Below are 15,541 nucleotides of genomic sequence, written 5' to 3'. Positions count from 1 at the left end.
CATGAGCAAGCAGCTCGATCCCGAGCAGTTCGAGGACATCAAGGAGATGATGGTCTACGAGGTGGTGCTGTCGGAGGCCCTCGTGAACCTCCTGGACCGCAAGGGAATCGTCACGAAAGCGGAACTCCTGGAAGAGATCAAGAAGATCAAGTCGAAAACCATCGAAAAGAAGAAATAACCGTCGGCCCGACCCCCCTTATCGACCATGCGGACAATCACGCGATGCACCCTCGGGGTGATGGCCTTCCTGGGGGCCTCGGCCCTCACCGCCTGCCTTCCCCTGCAGCGGCCTGCCCTCCCCGGTCCCCCGGAATTCACGGTCCGTGCGGCCCCCGGCGCGCCCGGCAGCCCGCGGGACCTGGCCGGGCGCTTCCTGTCGCGCGCCCCGTTCCCGCTGACGCCGAAGACCCCGATGCACGAGGGGCTGTGCTACGCGGAGCCCTTCTTTCACGACCCTGCGCTCGATCCCGCGGGGAGGGACACGGACCGCTACAACGGCGTCGAGACGGCGCACCTCTTTTTCAGCGCCACGCACGGCACGCCGGAGACGTGGCTCGCCGAACCCAACGGGAAGGACCCCGTGAGGTGCCCCCAGAGCGCATCGGAGTCCCACGTCGTGGACCCGGGGAAAATGCGCCTCGGCAACGGCACGGGCATCGGCGACGGCATGCGGTACTTCTGGCAGTGCGCCTCGACCGTGTTCGCCCACGGGCCGAGGCAGTGTCCGGCGCCGGCGCCGGAGTTCGGGTGCCCCGAGGGGTTCGACGGCACGCAGGACACGGTGCTCTCCAGAAACGCCTACGAGCGCTGGGGCCCCATGCTCGCACCGGGCCTCCGGATGGCCTGCGGCTTCTCAACGGCCGCCTTCTGCGACCCCGAGGATGCGGACAGGGTCTGGGACCTCTACGACCGGTCGTCGAACCGCTTCGGTGTTGCGGACGCCTTCATCGAGGGGTTTCGCGGGGGCCGCCGGGGGACGGTGCCCGTGTGCATCACGCGGGGAGGCCCTGACGTGGAGCGGACGGCCCTTTTCGACGCGGCGTTCTCCCCGGCACCGAGCCCCTTCGTGACCTCCCACTACCACGCCCAATACCCCGCTGCCTTCCGCTCGACGGGCCATGCCGAAACCGCCGCCGACGAGGGTTCCCCCCAGTGGGCGCCCATCTACAGCCTCCGGCCCATGCCGCTTCCGCATGCGCTCAAGGCCCTCGCCTACCGGCAGATCGACGGGGCGCTCCACTCGTCGGATTTGGAAGGGCCCATGGGGCTTGCCGTGCGGGTGGACCCGAAGAGCGGCGCCGTGCACCTGATCGGGCGGACGGCATTCGACCCGATCGGCCGCCCACTCGGGGAGGACGCGTATCTCGACCGCGCGGACCGGTTCCTGCGGCAGATGGGCCTGGCCGAGGCCGCCGCGAGGCCCGAGGGGGTCCGCATGATGCTCGAGTCGGTCCCCGTCGCCAACCGGACCTACGACGTGACGCGGCGCCAGAAGAGCGTGATCCTCCACTACAGGCGCGAGGTCGACCTCGACGGGAAAAGCGCCCCCGTCCTCGGCGACGGCGGCCTGATCCGGGTCGTGCTGAACAGCGACGGCTCCGTTGCCCGCGCCGCCAAGACCTGGCGGGAGATCGCGGGGGTCCGGAAGATCGCCCGCGTCAAGCCCTTCGACACCGCACTTCAGGAGGCGGAACGGCAGCTCGCCGACCCCGGCGGATACCGCCTGGACGGATGGGCCTGGGGCTACAAGGAGCTTGCAAGCGGCGAGGAACAGGCCGACCTGAGGATCGTACACGTGTTCTACTTCACCCCGAAGGCGGGCGGTACCGGTCTCGACCGCACACCCCGGCGGATCGAGATCGCCTCCCACATCGACGTCTCCGAGGCCACGATCGACCGGTAGCCGGCCGGCAGCGAGGCACGTGGATCAGAAACCCCCGGCAGGACAGGAGGCGGATGCCTTGGCAGCCGATGCCCCCGCAACCATCGAAGCCCTCGCAGAGCGGCTCGTTGCGGCGCTGGAGGCCTTCGAGTCGGCCCAGCGGCATTACTTCCCCGGCATCGCGCCGCAGCTGCGGGCGCAGTTCGCGCCGCTCGCGGACGGGCTTGCGAAGGCCCGGGCGTCCGTGGAGGAAACGCCCGCCCCGGCCGATGAGGAGCCTCTCCGCAGGGCCCTGCTGGACGCCTCGGCGCAGTGCCTCGAGGCCCTGGCGACGGCGACGCAGGGCGAGGGGCTCGAGTCCTCGCTCGTCAACTTCCGGAAGGCAGGCCGGAGGATCCACCGCATGCAGGAGGCCCTGCTGCCGCTCTGCCCGTTTTCCCCCGCCGTCAACCGGTATTTCCTCGAGCCCGACCTCCGGGACCGCGCGTCCGACTTCTTGACCGAGCCGGGGGCGAACCCCGCCGCGGGCCTCTTCCACGGCGGCCTCGAGGACGATCCCTACGCCCGGGGGAGCGTCTCGTTCTACATCCCCGACACCCGGGAGGGGTCGGAGCCGCTGCCGCTGGTGGTCGCCCTGCACGGGGGATTCGGCCACGGGCGGGACTTTCTCTGGACGTGGCTCCGCGAGGCGCGTAGCCGGCGCTTTGCCCTCGCCTGCCCCACGTCCCACAATATCACGTGGTCGATCCTGGGGCCCGACGCCGACGCCGCGCTGCTGCAGAAGACCCTTGCCTACGCGGCCGACCGCTGGAATATCGACCGCGGCCGCATCCTGCTGACGGGGCTCTCCGACGGGGCCACCTACGCCCTCAAGCGCGCCCTCGACGCGGAGACGCCGTTTGCGTGCTTCGCCCCGTTCTCGGGCATCCTGGTTCCCCTCGACATGCGGCACGCGAAGGGGCGGCGCATCTACTGGGTGCACGGGGCGAAGGACTGGATGTTCCCCGCCTGGAGGGCGAAAATGGGCGAGAAGGAACTGCGGGCTGCCGGGGCGGACGTGACGCTCGAGATCGTCCCCGACCTCTACCACGCCCACGCGCGAGAGAAAAGCGGCACGGTCCTCGCCTGGTTCGATCCCCGGCTGTCCCTTGCGCCCCACGGCGTCTGACGATCCGCCGCCCGGGGCTGTCGCGCCGGGCCGATCCCGCCCGCGCCCTTGAACGGCCGCCCCGCACCGGCTCCCCTGCCCTCAATCCTGCCCCGGGATGATGTCCTCCTTCCGGCTCTCGCGCAGCCGGATGACCGACAGCAGCGCCAGGGCGGCCACGATGAGGGCGATGCCCCAGCCCTCCCAGAACCCGATCGGCTCGCCCAACTGCAGCCTCGAGCCCGTCATGCCGATGACAGGGACGGCCAGGGTGCCCAGGCCCGCCAGACCGGCCGGCAGGCGGTTGATGACGTAGGTCCACAGCAGGAAGGCCACGCCGCAGACGAGGATCGCATTGTAGGCGATCGAGCCGACGAGGTAGGGCGACCAGTCGATGGGCCGCGACGGCACCAGGAAAGCGACGGGGATGAGCGGCAGGGCGCCGAAGATGAGCTGCCACGTGGTGAGGCGGATGAGATCCAGCCTGCGGTAGCGACGCTGCAGGAGTTTCACAATGACGGCGCCGGCGGCCCAGCACACCCCGGAGATCACGGCGAGCAACTTGCTCTGGGGCGTGCCCCCGAGGGCCCAGGGCTCGAGGATGCAGATGAGCCCGCAGAAGGCCAGGAGGATGGGGGCCCACAGGGCGCCGCGCACCTTCTCGTCCAGGACGAGCCAGGCCAGCAGCAGGATCCAGAAGGGCATCGTGTAGACGAGGATCGAGGTCTTGCCGGCCCCTCCCGTCTCGAGGGCCCAGACGATGAGGCCCGTCCCGAGGGCCGTCTGGGTGAGGCCGAGGACGGCCGTCCAGGCGGGAAAGGGCGGCCGCAGGGGCTCGCGCTTCCAGGCCATGAAGGCAAAGAGGAACACGCTGCCCAGGGCCATCCGCAGGGCGTTGAAGTCGAAGGGGCCCGCGTAGCGCAGCGTCTCCTTCATGACGACCCAGTTGTAGCCCCACACCAGGGAGATGCAGGCGAGGGCCAGGACCGGGCCGGCGGCGGAACTCCCCTTGTTCAGCCCCATGCCGCGTCGGACCTCACTCGTCGTCCTTCCTGATCTTCAGCAGGCCCAGGAGGGAGTCCTTGATGTCGCGGGCCAGGCCCGTGAGCCCCGAGAACGCCCCGCCCACCTTGCCCTTCGAGGCCGCCCAGAGGGCCCGCGAGATGCGCGCCGTGCCGTTCTTGACGACCTGGCCCAGCAGTTTCGCCGCCTCGGCGGTGGCCGACCGGCGCAGCGTCCGGCGGTCGGCGACGACGAGGCTGCCGCACCAGCGCCTCGCGATGATCCCCACGCGCAGCGTGAGAAAGGCATTGGCGGCCCCCGTCAGGATCGAGGTGACGACGATGGACGCGGCGGCCTGCATGCCCGGCACGGAGAGGCTCACGGCGCCGAGCGCCGACGAGAGGATCGGCTCGATCTGCTCGCCGATCTCCGCCTCGTCGAGCTCCCCCGCCACGAAGGCCGTGGCGGCCACGTTCGCATAGAGGTGCAGGAGTTCCCGCAGCGCCGGGCGCTGAGCGTAGATCGAGGCGATGCGCCAGACCATCCGGACGTGGGCCGTCAGGACGAACAGCGTGTCGAGCCGGCCGCTCTGGGAGATGGCCGTGCTGACGAACACGGCGGCGGCGCTGTCGCGGATGACGGCGTCGCACTCCCTGCCGAGCGCCTCCAGGGCCCGCTCGATCCCTGCGCGGTCCGACAGGTCATGGCCCCTGAGGCGGGGGTTGGCGGCCAGGCGCTTCCGGAGGGCGTCCAGGTAGCGGGAGAATTCCGGCTCCGCCTCGGACCCGGGGGGCACGAGGGGCTTGGGGAGCCGCAGGAAAAAGGCCGCGGCGGCGAGGACCAACGCGGCGTAGAGGCCGATCAGGAACCACAGTACGGCCGTCCCGAAGGCCGGGCTCACCCGGTCGGCAAGCGCCACCGCCTGCGCCGTCTGGTTGACGACGAACAGGACGAAGAAGAACAGGATGACGGCGCTCACCGCGAGCGCCACGTTCTTGATTGTGCCGTACATGCCCTTCACCGCACCCCGCAAAACCGGGCGGCCCGTCACCGGCCGCTTCCTCGGGGTCCTGCTACCCCCCTGCTCGTCCCCTCAACCCCTTTACCCTGTGACCTGCTTATTCATAGCCCAGCTCGGCCAGCTCCTCCTCGGTCATCCCGATGAAGTGCGCCACCTCGTGGACCACGGTGATCTCGATCTCCTCCTCGAGCTCATCCATCGTTTCGCACATCTCCTCGAGGGGCTCCTGGAAGATCTGGATCGTGTCCGGGTACTGCAGCATGTCGAAGTGGGAGCGCTCCATCAGGGAGGCGCCCGTGTAGACCCCCAGGAGAGGCTCGTCGGGCGGCAGGCCCATCTCCTCGAGCAGTTCCGGCGAGGGCCGCTTCTGCACGGAGATGACCATGTTGTCCAGGTGCCTCCGGATCTGCGGCGGGATGCGGCGGATCGCCCGCTGGACGGCCCGGTCGAACTCCCTGGCACTCAGCTTCCTCACGTCCCCGCCACCTCCGCCAGGAACGCCTCGAGCGTCATCACCCGCAGGAGCGGCTCGAGGGGGTTTCTGCGGTAGATCGCGAGGCAGCTCTCGTGCATCTCGCGGTTGAAGCTCGCGCAGCAGTCCTCGAGGATGACCACCCGGAAGTCGTTCGACAGGGCGTCGAAGGCCGAGGACAGCACGCACCAGTGGGTGGCGATCCCGCAGAGCGCGACCGTGTCGACGCCGCAGAGGCGCAGCGTCTGGTCCAGGTCCGTCTTGTAGAACGCGCTGAACCGCCGCTTGGGCGAATAGAAGTCCGTGCCGGCCTGCGTGAGCAGGTCCGTGACCTCGGCCCCCTTGGTCCCCCGGATCGAGTGGTGCTTCATCCTGCCCTGAAAGATGAAGTCCCCGGGCAGGAAGCTGTCCATGGAGAAGATCACGGGAATCGATCGCTCCCGGGCAAAGCCGGTGAGGCGGTTGATGGCGGGCACGATGGCACGGCCCAGCTCCTTGATCGGCATGGGGTGGGCGCCCTCGAGGGTGTCCCTGAGCATATCGACGATCACGACGGCCGGTTTCATGGGGTATCCCGTCCAGCAAGGGTCATTGATGTGCACTGTAGCAAAACGCCCCTGTTTAAGCACGGAAAAAGAGGGGGGGCCGCCCGGCCGGGCTCAACCTCGCCGGCCCCGGAGCCGATATAGGAGAGTATCGAGGAGGTTGCAATATGCGGGAAGCGCTGACCGAGGCCGAGATTCACAGGCTGGGCGTCCACATCGTCCGCGAGGAGCTGCAGCAGGACGGCTGGGTCATCCTGGACGTCAACGTCAACCCCAAGGTCAACCCCCAGATCGTCGCCCGGCGCAACGGCACTCTGGGGCACGTGCTCGTCCGGACGGCCCGGCACCCCAACCGGGGGGCCGTGGAGAACGACGAGGTCGTCCGGCGCTGCCTGGAGCACGCCGCGCGGCACAACGCGCAGTGCTATTTCGCCGGCCTGCGGGTCAGCCACGCCGATGCAACCCGCCTGCACGACGAGAAGGCCATGGGCTTCCCCTTCAGGGGCGAGGGGGTCCTCGTCGCGTTCTCGGGCCTCGAGGAGCTGCGACACGCGGGGACGTGACCCTTCGATCCGTCACCGCCGAACCCCATCCCCGGATCCCGCGCTGAAGCCGTCGCGCTGCGCCCCTTGCGCGCCCGTACCCTCCCATATCCCCTTGTGCAGACGGTCCGCGAATCGGTCCGGGACAGCGATCAAATTCTTCCCCCGTACGAAACAAAGCAGCGGCTGAGCCACAACATGCCTTGACGGAAAGCCCCCAATGTGTAATCATTACAATAAATATGTAATCGCAGGTATCACCATGGTCAGAACGCAGATTCAACTGACGGAAGAGCAGGCCCGCGCGCTGAAGGAAATCGCAGCCGCCCGCGGGGAATCCATGGCCGAAGTCATCCGGCGTGCCGTCGACGGGGTGATCAGCTCGGGCGTCATGATGCCCGCCGACGAGAGGAAAAAGCGGGCCATGGATGTCATCGGAAAATTCAGGTCCGGAAAGCACGACGTCTCGAAGCGGCACGATGCCTACCTGGCGGAGGCCTTCGACCGATGAGGGTCTTTGTCGACACGTCGGCCTTGTACGCCCTCCTCGACCGGGACGACGACAACCACGCCGCGGCGCGTAGAGGATGGACCGACATCCTGGAGAGCGGAACAACGGCGGTGACAAGCAGCTACGTCCTCGTGGAGACGGTTGCGCTTCTCCAGAGCCGCCTCGGTCTGGAGGCCGTGCGGGCCTTCGAGGATGCGGTGGTCCCCATCCTCCACGTGGAATTCGTCACGGGCGATCTGCATCGGCTGGGAATGGCCGCCCTGCTCGTCGCTTCACGGCGAAGGCTCAGCCTCGTCGACTGCGTCAGCTTCGAGATCATGCGGCGCCACGGGATCGGCGCGGCCTTGACCTTCGACGGCCATTTCAAGGAACAGGGCTTCCGCATCGCTCCGTGACGGAGCGCGGCGCCGTCACCGTTCACGCCCGGATCGGCCTCGAGGCGGATACCCCGGGGTGATTCAGAAAGAGTCCCGCGTGCTGCCTTTCCCCCTCTGGCGTCGCGTTCAATCAACGCATGCTGACCTTTTCCGGCGGACAGGCTCTTCTCCGCATCACGCCACGCTCAGGATGCCCGCGTAGACGATGTCGCCCGTCGTCTTCGAGACGCCGATGAGCATCGTGCCGCCGTCGACGACCAGGAAGGGGTCGACGCCGCACTCGACGATCCAGCAGTCCGCAAGCGAAGCCGCCAGCTGCTCGTTGGCGGCGAAGTAGGCCTCGAACTCCTCCCGGACCCGGTCGTCGATGCCGATGATGGAAAAGGCGCCCTTGTCCGCCAGGTAGGCCTGGGCGATCTGCAAGGCGTCCTGCCGGCTGACGACGGGCTTCTTCGCCCGTTGCTTGCCCGTCGGGGCCTTCGCCCTGCCTCCCGTCGTTTTGCGTTTCTTCGTTTCCGCCATGCCGATTACCGCTCCGTTTTTCTGCCCTGACAAAGCGATGCCCCTCGCATGGAGGGGCATCACGGGATGTATGCCACAGCCGGAGGGTTCTTCCCCCTCTGTCCTCCCCGCACCCGCGGCGATGCCTCTCCCACCGGCAACCCAGGATGAAGCCGGGGCCGGCTGCTCCTGCTGAACAGCCTTCTCGGTTCCCCTCCCTCGACGGGAGGGGATCAAGGGGAGGGTGAGTGCGTTCAGGCCCCCTCACCCTCTCCCGCCAGAGGCTGTGTCGCAACAGTCAAGAAGGGACGAGGGACGAGTTGTTTACCCGTTCTTTGACAACAAAATATCCGTAACGTCTATCCGCGCACGGTCTGTCGGGCAGGTTTTGATGGTTCAGGGCCCTTGAAGAGCGCCGTTGAGCCTCATGCCGGTGCGAAGCAGGGCCTTCCGAGGGCCCGGAGCCTCTCGATGAGCCCGTTGACCCCGAGCAGCGAGATCAGGCGAGCCACATTGAAGCAACTGGCCAGCATCGAGACCTCGGCTCGCGCCCCCTCGAGCCCCCGTAGCAGGAAGGCATCGACCTTGAGGTTGCGCTTGATGTGCCCGAAGGGATGCTCGGCCCGGGTTTTGCGCCTCTCGTAGACGGCCTGCGAGGCGGCCTCCTCGTACTGGGCCTCCAGCCTGAGCTTAACCTCTTCGTTGGGCAGCCGGATGATCTTGCGCCCCCTGCGCGCCTGGGTGCAGCTCCCGTAGTGCCGGCACGCGTGGCAGATGGCCGCGTCGGTGATCACGTAGTGCCGCTTGCCCGTGCGTTTTTCCGTCGATTCATACCGGAGCCTGTGACCTTCAGGGCAGCTGTAGTCATCTTGCTCTGGGTCATACGCAAAATGGCTTTTGCTGAACGGCTTTTCCGGCTCTTTCCTCGCCTGCCGCTGTGAAGGCACGATCACTCGGATCCCCTGGCGGTCGATCTTCTCGAGCTCCGCCGTGTCGGCATAGCCGGCATCGGCGCAGGCCGTCTCGCAGGGACTCTCCAGCAGCGCGTTGGCGGCCTCGATCTGCCGGGCGAACTGGTTGACATCACTGGTCTCTTCGACGGCATCGGCCTGCAGCAGAAGCCCCTGCTTGTCATCCACCACCAACTGGACGTTGTAGGCCGCGTGGCTGCCCTGGACGCTCTTCATCAGGGCGCAGTCCGGGTCGGTGAGGTTGACGTGCCGGTGGCTGCCTCCCTCGAAGCCCCGCAGGGCCTCCTGGACCCGGTCCTTGAGCGTGTTCGTCTGGGCAAGGTCCTTTCGCATCGCCACGTACGAGTCCATGTGCCGCTCCCGGCGGTCGATGGCCTCGCAGTCCTGCAACAGCTGCTCGATGCGCCGATCCAGATCGGCCAGCTTCTTCTCGTACCAGGCCCGGTCATGGCTGCGGTAGCGTGAGGCATTGGCCCGGATCTTTGTGCCGTCGACAAACAGCACGTTGCCCGCGATTAGGTCGAGCTTGATGCAGAGCCGGGCGCAGTGCCGGAGCACCTGCTTGAGGGCCGCCTTGTGGTTGCGCCTAAACTCCGCGATGGTCTTGTGGTCGGGCCTCAGCCCGGCCATCAGCCACACAAAGGCCAGGTTGTGGTGGCACTCCCGTTCGAGCTTGCGGGAACTGCGTACCCCGTAGGAGTAGCCGTAGACCAGCAGCTTGAGCATCGCGCGCGGATCGTAGGCGGCGTTGCCGACCTGGTTGGGGTCCACCTCGATGCCCAGTTGCGGCAGATCCAAGGCCTCCACGAAGGCATCGTAGGCCCGTACCGGGTCCTCGGGGGACACGTAGTCCTCGATGCTGGCGGGCAGCAGCCCCAGTTGCAGACGGTCGCCGGTTCGATAGGCATGAGCGCATCTCCTTTCGCGGAGCACTCTAGCACACCGGGCCGGGGTTGGCGATCCTTCGAGGTGCGTTACGGATATTTTTTTGTCAAAGAACTCAGCCCCTACTCCCTATTGCGACACAGCCTCCCAAGGGAGAGGGAAACTTGGGATTGCCTATCCCGCCGGGGGAGAATGTGTTTCTTCTATCGAGAACCCCGTCCCCAGCCGGGCCCGCGGCGCGCCGTGATGCACACGCCTCACTTGTGCAGGATCCGGTAGTCCACCACGGAGACGCCCTTCTCGTAGACGATGACCGGGTTGAGATCGATCTGGTCGAACCCCGGGTAGTCGTCGGCGATCCTCGCGAGCCTGCCCATCACGTCGACGAGGGCCGCAATGTCCCTCGGGGCCCTGCCCCGCGCCCCCGCCAGGATCGGGTATCCCTTGATCCCCCGGATCATCCTCTCGAAATCGCCGGGCGAGGCCGGCAGCAGGCACAGCTGCACGTCCTTGTAGATCTCCGCGAAGATTCCGCCGAGGCCGAACAGCATCGTCGCCCCGTACTGCGGGTCGCGGGCGATGCCGAGGATGACCTCGACGCCGCCGGGCGCCGCCATGGGCGAGAGCGTGACCCCGTCGATCCGGGCGCCGGGTGCCTTCTTGCGGACCGCTGCCATCATGGCGTCCCAGGCCTTCCGGACGCCCGAGGGCGGGATGCCGAGCGCGACGCCCCCCACGTCCGTCTTGTGGGAGATGTCGGGCGAGACGACCTTGAGGGCCACGGGCCGGGTGAACCGCCTGGCAAGCCTGACCGCCTCGGCCGCGCTCTTCGCGGGGGCCGCCGTGACGGCCGGGATCCGGTAGGAGCGCAGCAGGCGCACCGCCGCCGGCGCGGGCATGAGCCGGAGCCTCGGCCCCGCGTCGTCCGCCTTCCCGTGCGGCTCGGGCGCCCTGGGCACCGCCTCCTCGTGGGCGAAGAACTGGGCCAGGGCCCGCACGCCCCGCTCCGGCGTGGGGTAGACGGGGATGCCCTTCTCGTGCATCTTGAGGGCCTCCTCGCGCTCGACCTCGGCCCCCCCGCAGAACACGACGAGCTCGCCCTTGCCCGTCACGATGTCCGAGGCGCCGTGGACGGGGTCGCCGAAGATCACCACGCTCGTGTCGTAGTCGGACTTCGCCTCGGCGATCGTCTTCGAGTACAGGCTGGGGTCCGTGATGGCGTCGCCCGTCAGGTCGATGGGGTTCGTGAGGCCGCAGTGCGCGGGCAGAAACGCCCGGAGCCGCGCCTTGAGCTCCTCCGGCGGGAAGGGGACCTCGAAGCCGTACTTCTCGGCCTCGTCGATGCCCAGGATCGCGGCGCCGCCGGAGCTCGAGATGAACAGGAGCCGCTTGCCCGCCGGCCGGTCCAGGTACGCCAGGCCCTTGGCGAAATCATAGAGCTCCTCGAGGTTGTCGGCGCGGCAGACGTTGTATTTTTTGAAAATGGCCTGGTAGACCTCGTCGCTTCCCGCCAGGGACTTCGTGTGGCTCTCGGCGGCTACGCGGCCCCTTGCCGTGCGGCCCGACTTGAGGATGACGACGGGCTTGGAGGCCTGCCTCAGCGCCTCGACGAAGGCGGCGGGGCGCTTCACGCCCTCGATGTAGCAGGCGATGACCCTCGTGTTGGGGTCGTCGTTGAAGTAGTGGATGCAGTCCGACTCGTCCACGTCGGCCCGGTTGCCGAGGCTGACGAAGCCGCTGAACCCCAGGTGCTCAACGCTCGCCCAGTCGATGAGGGCCGCGCCGACGGTGCCGCTCTGGGAGATGAAGGCGATGCGCCCTCTCGTCGTGATGAGCGGCCAGGATGCGCAGAGGCTGCTGTAGGGGATGTTCACCCCCTGGCAGTTGGGCCCGATGAGCCGCACGCCGTGCTCCCGGCCCGCCTTCGCCAGCTGGGCCTGGAGCTTTTCCCCCTCCGCGCCCGCCTCGGCAAACCCCCCGGTGACGACCACGGCGGACTTCACGCCGGCCTTGCCGCACTCCTCGATGGCCCCCACGACCATCCGGGCGGGGATGACGACGACGGCCATGTCCGCGGGCGTCGGGGTCGCCCCGATCGACGGATAGGCCTTGAGCCCCAGGATCTCGTCGGCCTTGGGGTTGACGGGATAGATGGGCCCCGTGAAGCCGGCGTGGATGAGGTTGTAGAGGATGTCGTAGCTGAGCTTTCCGGGCGTGCTCGAGGCGCCGATGAGGGCCACGCTCGCCGGCTTGAAGATGGCATCCAGCGGACGGATCGATTCCATAGGTCCTCCTTTGTCGTGCGGTTGCGGTGAAGAAACGGTGGGTCCCCCTGACAGAACGGCCGAATCCTACCACAGGGGCCCTGCATTTTCTATGGGGAAGTTGGATCAGAAACCTCCCGATCCGGCGTCATTTTCCGCTCAAGAGGAATCTTCGCGCAGCCGATATTCAGATGCAGGGCGGCCGATTCGACCGAGCCCGGGGGAATCGCTTGCGCCCAATTTCGGCACGGCCGGCTTCATGGACCCGAAAAACGACTTCGCCAAATACGCCCTCGACCCCGACGAGCTTCGCGAGAAGAGGGAGGAGCTCGGCCGGCTCAGTGCCGTAAGGGACCAGATCGTCAGGGCCCTCAAATCGGCGATCCTGAAGCCGGATCAGCGGGAGCGGCTGAAGAAAGCCCTGCCCCTGTACGAGGCGAAGATCCGGGTGCTGCGAGACCGGATCATTGCCAGTGAGCTGCTGGGCAACCTCAACCCCGACGAGATCCGCATCCCGACCCACTACCAGGACCGGAAGAGATAGCCGGTGTTGCGCCTTTCCCCTTGCCATCCCCCGCCCGGATGCATTATAGAGTCCGTGGGTCTGCGGGCACATCAAGACGAAAGGAGGGTCCGCCCATGAGGCATCGCACGGCGGGAAAGGTCGCGGAGAACCTCTGGTACCTCGGCCGCGAGGAGTCGGGGGTGTACTGGCTCGAGGGGCGCGACGGGTCCATCCTGATCAACGGGGGGCTCGCGCACATCCTGCCGGACGTGCGGAGGCAGATGCAGGACTTCGGGCTCGACCCGGCGAAGCTCACGAAGATCCTGATCCTGCACTCGCACTTCGACCACATCGGCGTCATCCCCTGGTTCAAGCGCAACTGGCCGGCCATCGAGGTCTGCGGCTCGGCGGAGACCTGGCGGATCCTCCAGATGCAGAAGGCCATCGACATCGCCAACCAGTTCAGCCGGGTCGTGGCGGAGAAGATGGGACTCGGGGCGGCCCTGCAGGACGTCGATTTCGCCTGGCGCGACGACATCGCGGGCACGACCGTGGCGGAGGGCGACCGGATCGACCTGGGAGGGGTTTCGCTGGACATCCTCTTCACCCCCGGGCACACGAACTGCTCCATCACGGCCTACGAGCCCGAACGGAAGGCCCTCTTCGCCTCCGACGGCGGCGGCATCCCCTACCGGGAGGGCTCCTTCGCGTCGGCCAACACCAACTTCACCCAGTACCTCGAGAGCCTCGAGAAGATGAAGCCCCTGGCCGTGGAGTTTCTCTGCGCGGACCACTACGGCTATGTCACGGGCGAGGACGCCCGAGGGTTCATCGACCTGACCCTGCGCGAGGGCCGGAAGCTCCGCGCCATGATGGAGGGGATCCTCCGGGAGAAGGGCAACGTCGACGACGCCGCCAAGGCGATGAACGTCCTGTTTTACAAGGAGTGCCCGGATTACTTCATCGCGCCGGACATCCTCGAGGGGGTCTTCCGGCAGATGATGAAGTTCCTGGAGAAGAACCTTCAGTCCTGAATCCCGCCTGCATCGATTTGCCGCGGGGGCGGCCGCCCGGGCTGCCCCCTTTTTTTCCCTCCTGCCGCCGATCCCCGCTTGAAATGCGGGCCTGCCGCTGGCATACTCGGTCCGTGCGATCGCCGCTGGGGAGGGGGGATATGAACCGTCATCGGCTTCTTGCCTGTTTCCTGCTCGTTCTGCTCTGCGGGCCTCCCGGCTGCCCCGTGCGGGCCGCGGCGGCCGCAAGCCTCGAAGAATGCGCCCTGATCGAAGACGACGCGGCGCGGCTCCGCTGTTACGACGAGGCGGCCGGACGCAGAACGGCCGAGCGTGTGATGCCCGCTCCCGTCCCGCCCGCGACGGGCGATGCCTCGCCGCCGTCCTTTTTCAGCCGGAAGTGGCAGCTCGACGAGAAGAGCCGGCTGAGGCGCTACGCCATCATGCCCCACCGGCACAACTACATCCTGCCCTACACCTACAACTTCCACCAGGAGAAGAAGCCCTTCGAGTCGGCCTACCCGGGCACGGAGCTCGACGACGCCGAGATCAAGTTCCAGATCAGCCTCAAGGTGAAGCTCTGGCAGGACATCCTCGGGCTGCCCCTGGATCTCTGGTTCGCCTATACGCAGCTGTCGTTCTGGCAGTTCTACAACACCGAGTTCTCCTCCCCCTTCCGCGAGACGAATTACGAACCGGAGGCCCTGCTCAACTACCGCACCGACACGGACATCCTCGGCCTGATGCGGAGCCGGTTCATCCAGGTCGGCCTCAACCACCAGTCCAACGGCCGCGGCGAGCCCCTCTCGCGCAGCTGGAACCGGATCGTGGCCAACTTCGGCTTCGAGAGGGACGTCCTGAACCTCCAGCTCAAGACCTGGCTGCGCATCCCCGAGAGCGCAGACAAGGACGACAACCCGGACATCGAGTCCTACCTGGGCTACGGGGAGATCTGGCTGGGCACGATCTGGCGGGATTTCCACCTGGCGCTGATGCTCCGCAACAACCTGCGCCTCGACGACAACCGCGGCGCGGCGCAGCTCGAGGTGAGCTTCCCCCTGATCGAGCACCTCAACGGCTACGTCCAGTACTTCGTGGGCTACGGCGAGAGCCTCATCGACTACAACCACTTCGCGCACCGCATCGGCGTGGGCGTGATGGTGAAGGACTGGTAGGGTAGAGGGATGCGCATCCGGCTCCGCCTGCGCGGCGCGCTGCCGGGGCTTGCCCGCCTCGGCCTGTGCGCCCTCCTCGGGCTCCTGACCGCCGCCCCTGCGGCGGCCGCCCGGGACATTGATTTCGAGGCCCTCGCGCAGGAGATCGTCCGCGAGGTCAACCTGGCCCGGACGAACCCGGGGGCCTATGCCGCCTGGCTGAAGGCCCAGCGGCCCTGGTACCGGGGCACGCAGCTGAGGCGTCCCGGGGAGACGCCGATCCGGACGGAGGAGGGCCGTGCGGCCGTCGACGAGGCCATCCGCTGGCTCGAGAGGCAGCGGCCCGTGGGCGCCCTGAGCCTCTCGCGCGGACTGTCGCTCGCCGCCCGCGACCTCGTGGCGCCCCAGGGGGCATCGGGCGGTTTCGGCCACACGGGGCCCGACGGCAGCACGCCGTCGCAGCGCATCGAGCGCCACGGCCGCTGGGAGTCCATCATCGGGGAGAACGTCGCCTACGGCCAGCGGACGGCCCGCGACGTGGTGGCGGCCTTCATCGTCGACGACGGCGTGCCGGACCGCGGGCACCGGAAGAACCTTTTCAACCCCGCATTCCGCGTCATGGGCGTCGATTGCGGCCCGCACGCCGCCTACGGCGTCACCTGCGCGATCACCTTCGCGGGCGGCTTCCGCGAGAAGACAGGCCCCTGACGGCATCGGCGCGGCATCCGCGCCAGGGCGCCCCGTACTGC

The 15,541-nt window shown here is 67.7% G+C and carries 17 protein-coding genes; 10 read left to right on the top strand and 7 right to left on the bottom strand.

Translation table 11 applies throughout. The features are described 5' to 3' along the window. Position 1 precedes the first annotated feature (1 nt). From HPY67_12875 to HPY67_12865, 3 genes are read left to right on the top strand one after another with little or no spacing between them, the layout of a single operon-like run. On the top strand, positions 2 to 178 hold the full coding sequence (locus HPY67_12875; protein ID NPV05616.1) for a hypothetical protein: 177 nt from the start codon (positions 2 to 4) through the stop codon (positions 176 to 178). A gap of 27 nt (positions 179 to 205) precedes the next feature. Next, entirely contained in the window at positions 206 to 1,903 is a 1,698-nt protein-coding gene (locus HPY67_12870; protein ID NPV05615.1) for a hypothetical protein, read from the top strand. 58 nt (positions 1,904 to 1,961) lie between these two features. Next, the gene (locus HPY67_12865) at positions 1,962 to 3,050 is read left to right on the top strand and encodes a hypothetical protein (protein ID NPV05614.1); all 1,089 of its coding nucleotides are present in this window, start codon (positions 1,962 to 1,964) and stop codon (positions 3,048 to 3,050) included. 81 nt (positions 3,051 to 3,131) lie between these two features. Here the strand turns inward: HPY67_12865 and HPY67_12860 are convergent, their stop codons facing one another. From HPY67_12860 to HPY67_12845, 4 genes are all read right to left on the bottom strand, one after another. Continuing rightward, positions 3,132 to 4,052, bottom strand: a complete 921-nt coding sequence (locus HPY67_12860) for an EamA family transporter (protein NPV05613.1) — start codon at positions 4,050 to 4,052, stop codon at positions 3,132 to 3,134. A 13-nt stretch (positions 4,053 to 4,065) separates the two neighbouring features. Further along, complete coding sequence (locus tag HPY67_12855) at positions 4,066 to 5,043, bottom strand: DUF697 domain-containing protein (protein ID NPV05612.1); 978 nt, start codon at positions 5,041 to 5,043, stop codon at positions 4,066 to 4,068. Positions 5,044 to 5,149: 106 nt separating this feature from the next. After that, entirely contained in the window at positions 5,150 to 5,437 is a 288-nt protein-coding gene (locus HPY67_12850) for a metallopeptidase family protein (GenBank protein ID NPV05611.1), read from the bottom strand. A gap of 86 nt (positions 5,438 to 5,523) precedes the next feature. Next, on the bottom strand, positions 5,524 to 6,090 hold the full coding sequence (locus HPY67_12845; GenBank protein ID NPV05610.1) for a cysteine hydrolase: 567 nt from the start codon (positions 6,088 to 6,090) through the stop codon (positions 5,524 to 5,526). A 146-nt stretch (positions 6,091 to 6,236) separates the two neighbouring features. On the opposite strand from HPY67_12845, the gene HPY67_12840 reads away from it, so the two are divergent. From HPY67_12840 to HPY67_12830, 3 genes are all read left to right on the top strand, one after another. Beyond that, positions 6,237 to 6,632 carry a hypothetical protein gene (locus tag HPY67_12840; GenBank protein ID NPV05609.1) on the top strand — a complete coding sequence of 132 codons (396 nt, stop codon included), beginning with the start codon at positions 6,237 to 6,239 and terminating at the stop codon, positions 6,630 to 6,632. A gap of 241 nt (positions 6,633 to 6,873) precedes the next feature. After that, entirely contained in the window at positions 6,874 to 7,122 is a 249-nt protein-coding gene (locus tag HPY67_12835) for a ribbon-helix-helix protein, CopG family (protein ID NPV05608.1), read from the top strand. Continuing rightward, positions 7,119 to 7,517, top strand: a complete 399-nt coding sequence (locus tag HPY67_12830; protein ID NPV05607.1) for a PIN domain-containing protein — start codon at positions 7,119 to 7,121, stop codon at positions 7,515 to 7,517. The genes HPY67_12835 and HPY67_12830 overlap by 4 nt, the downstream gene beginning before the upstream one ends. A 156-nt stretch (positions 7,518 to 7,673) precedes the next feature. On the opposite strand, the gene HPY67_12825 is transcribed toward HPY67_12830, so the two are convergent. The 3 genes from HPY67_12825 to HPY67_12815 form a co-directional block, all read right to left on the bottom strand. After that, entirely contained in the window at positions 7,674 to 8,021 is a 348-nt protein-coding gene (locus HPY67_12825; protein ID NPV05606.1) for a hypothetical protein, read from the bottom strand. A 404-nt stretch (positions 8,022 to 8,425) separates the two neighbouring features. Beyond that, a complete protein-coding gene (locus HPY67_12820) occupies positions 8,426 to 9,904 on the bottom strand; it encodes an IS1182 family transposase (GenBank protein NPV05605.1) in 1,479 nt (492 codons plus the stop codon). A 209-nt stretch (positions 9,905 to 10,113) separates the two neighbouring features. Further along, positions 10,114 to 12,141: a CoA-binding protein gene (locus HPY67_12815; GenBank protein NPV05604.1), complete on the bottom strand. Its 2,028-nt coding sequence runs from the start codon at positions 12,139 to 12,141 to the stop codon at positions 10,114 to 10,116. Between the two features lie 238 nt (positions 12,142 to 12,379). On the opposite strand from HPY67_12815, the gene HPY67_12810 reads away from it, so the two are divergent. From HPY67_12810 to HPY67_12795, 4 genes are all read left to right on the top strand, one after another. Next, complete coding sequence (locus HPY67_12810; protein ID NPV05603.1) at positions 12,380 to 12,664, top strand: hypothetical protein; 285 nt, start codon at positions 12,380 to 12,382, stop codon at positions 12,662 to 12,664. A gap of 95 nt (positions 12,665 to 12,759) precedes the next feature. Next, positions 12,760 to 13,659 (top strand): MBL fold metallo-hydrolase, encoded by a 900-nt coding sequence (locus HPY67_12805; GenBank protein ID NPV05602.1) that lies wholly within the window; start codon positions 12,760 to 12,762, stop codon positions 13,657 to 13,659. A gap of 140 nt (positions 13,660 to 13,799) precedes the next feature. Further along, the gene (locus HPY67_12800) at positions 13,800 to 14,813 is read left to right on the top strand and encodes a phospholipase A (protein ID NPV05601.1); all 1,014 of its coding nucleotides are present in this window, start codon (positions 13,800 to 13,802) and stop codon (positions 14,811 to 14,813) included. Positions 14,814 to 14,822: 9 nt separating this feature from the next. Continuing rightward, on the top strand, positions 14,823 to 15,500 hold the full coding sequence (locus tag HPY67_12795) for a CAP domain-containing protein (protein NPV05600.1): 678 nt from the start codon (positions 14,823 to 14,825) through the stop codon (positions 15,498 to 15,500). Positions 15,501 to 15,541: the final 41 nt, after the last annotated feature.

The sequence above is a fragment of the Syntrophaceae bacterium genome (assembly GCA_013177795.1).
GTDB lineage: Bacteria > Desulfobacterota > Syntrophia > Syntrophales > UBA2192 > UBA2192.
The sequence above is the reverse complement of the archived record's forward strand: the minus strand, read 5'-3'. Positions and strand labels throughout refer to the sequence as shown.

Coding starts and splice junctions, on each gene's coding strand:
- HPY67_12830 (NPV05607.1), top strand. CDS start 7,119: ATGAGGGTCTTTGTCGACACGTCGGCCTTGTACGCCCTCCTCGACCGG.
- HPY67_12875 (NPV05616.1), top strand. CDS start 2: ATGAGCAAGCAGCTCGATCCCGAGCAGTTCGAGGACATCAAGGAGATG.
- HPY67_12825 (NPV05606.1), bottom strand. CDS start 8,021: ATGGCGGAAACGAAGAAACGCAAAACGACGGGAGGCAGGGCGAAGGCC.
- HPY67_12840 (NPV05609.1), top strand. CDS start 6,237: ATGCGGGAAGCGCTGACCGAGGCCGAGATTCACAGGCTGGGCGTCCAC.
- HPY67_12860 (NPV05613.1), bottom strand. CDS start 4,052: ATGGGGCTGAACAAGGGGAGTTCCGCCGCCGGCCCGGTCCTGGCCCTC.
- HPY67_12870 (NPV05615.1), top strand. CDS start 206: ATGCGGACAATCACGCGATGCACCCTCGGGGTGATGGCCTTCCTGGGG.
- HPY67_12845 (NPV05610.1), bottom strand. CDS start 6,090: ATGAAACCGGCCGTCGTGATCGTCGATATGCTCAGGGACACCCTCGAG.
- HPY67_12810 (NPV05603.1), top strand. CDS start 12,380: ATGGACCCGAAAAACGACTTCGCCAAATACGCCCTCGACCCCGACGAG.
- HPY67_12855 (NPV05612.1), bottom strand. CDS start 5,043: ATGTACGGCACAATCAAGAACGTGGCGCTCGCGGTGAGCGCCGTCATC.
- HPY67_12795 (NPV05600.1), top strand. CDS start 14,823: ATGCGCATCCGGCTCCGCCTGCGCGGCGCGCTGCCGGGGCTTGCCCGC.
- HPY67_12835 (NPV05608.1), top strand. CDS start 6,874: ATGGTCAGAACGCAGATTCAACTGACGGAAGAGCAGGCCCGCGCGCTG.
- HPY67_12805 (NPV05602.1), top strand. CDS start 12,760: ATGAGGCATCGCACGGCGGGAAAGGTCGCGGAGAACCTCTGGTACCTC.
- HPY67_12815 (NPV05604.1), bottom strand. CDS start 12,141: ATGGAATCGATCCGTCCGCTGGATGCCATCTTCAAGCCGGCGAGCGTG.
- HPY67_12800 (NPV05601.1), top strand. CDS start 13,800: ATGAACCGTCATCGGCTTCTTGCCTGTTTCCTGCTCGTTCTGCTCTGC.
- HPY67_12850 (NPV05611.1), bottom strand. CDS start 5,437: ATGGTCATCTCCGTGCAGAAGCGGCCCTCGCCGGAACTGCTCGAGGAG.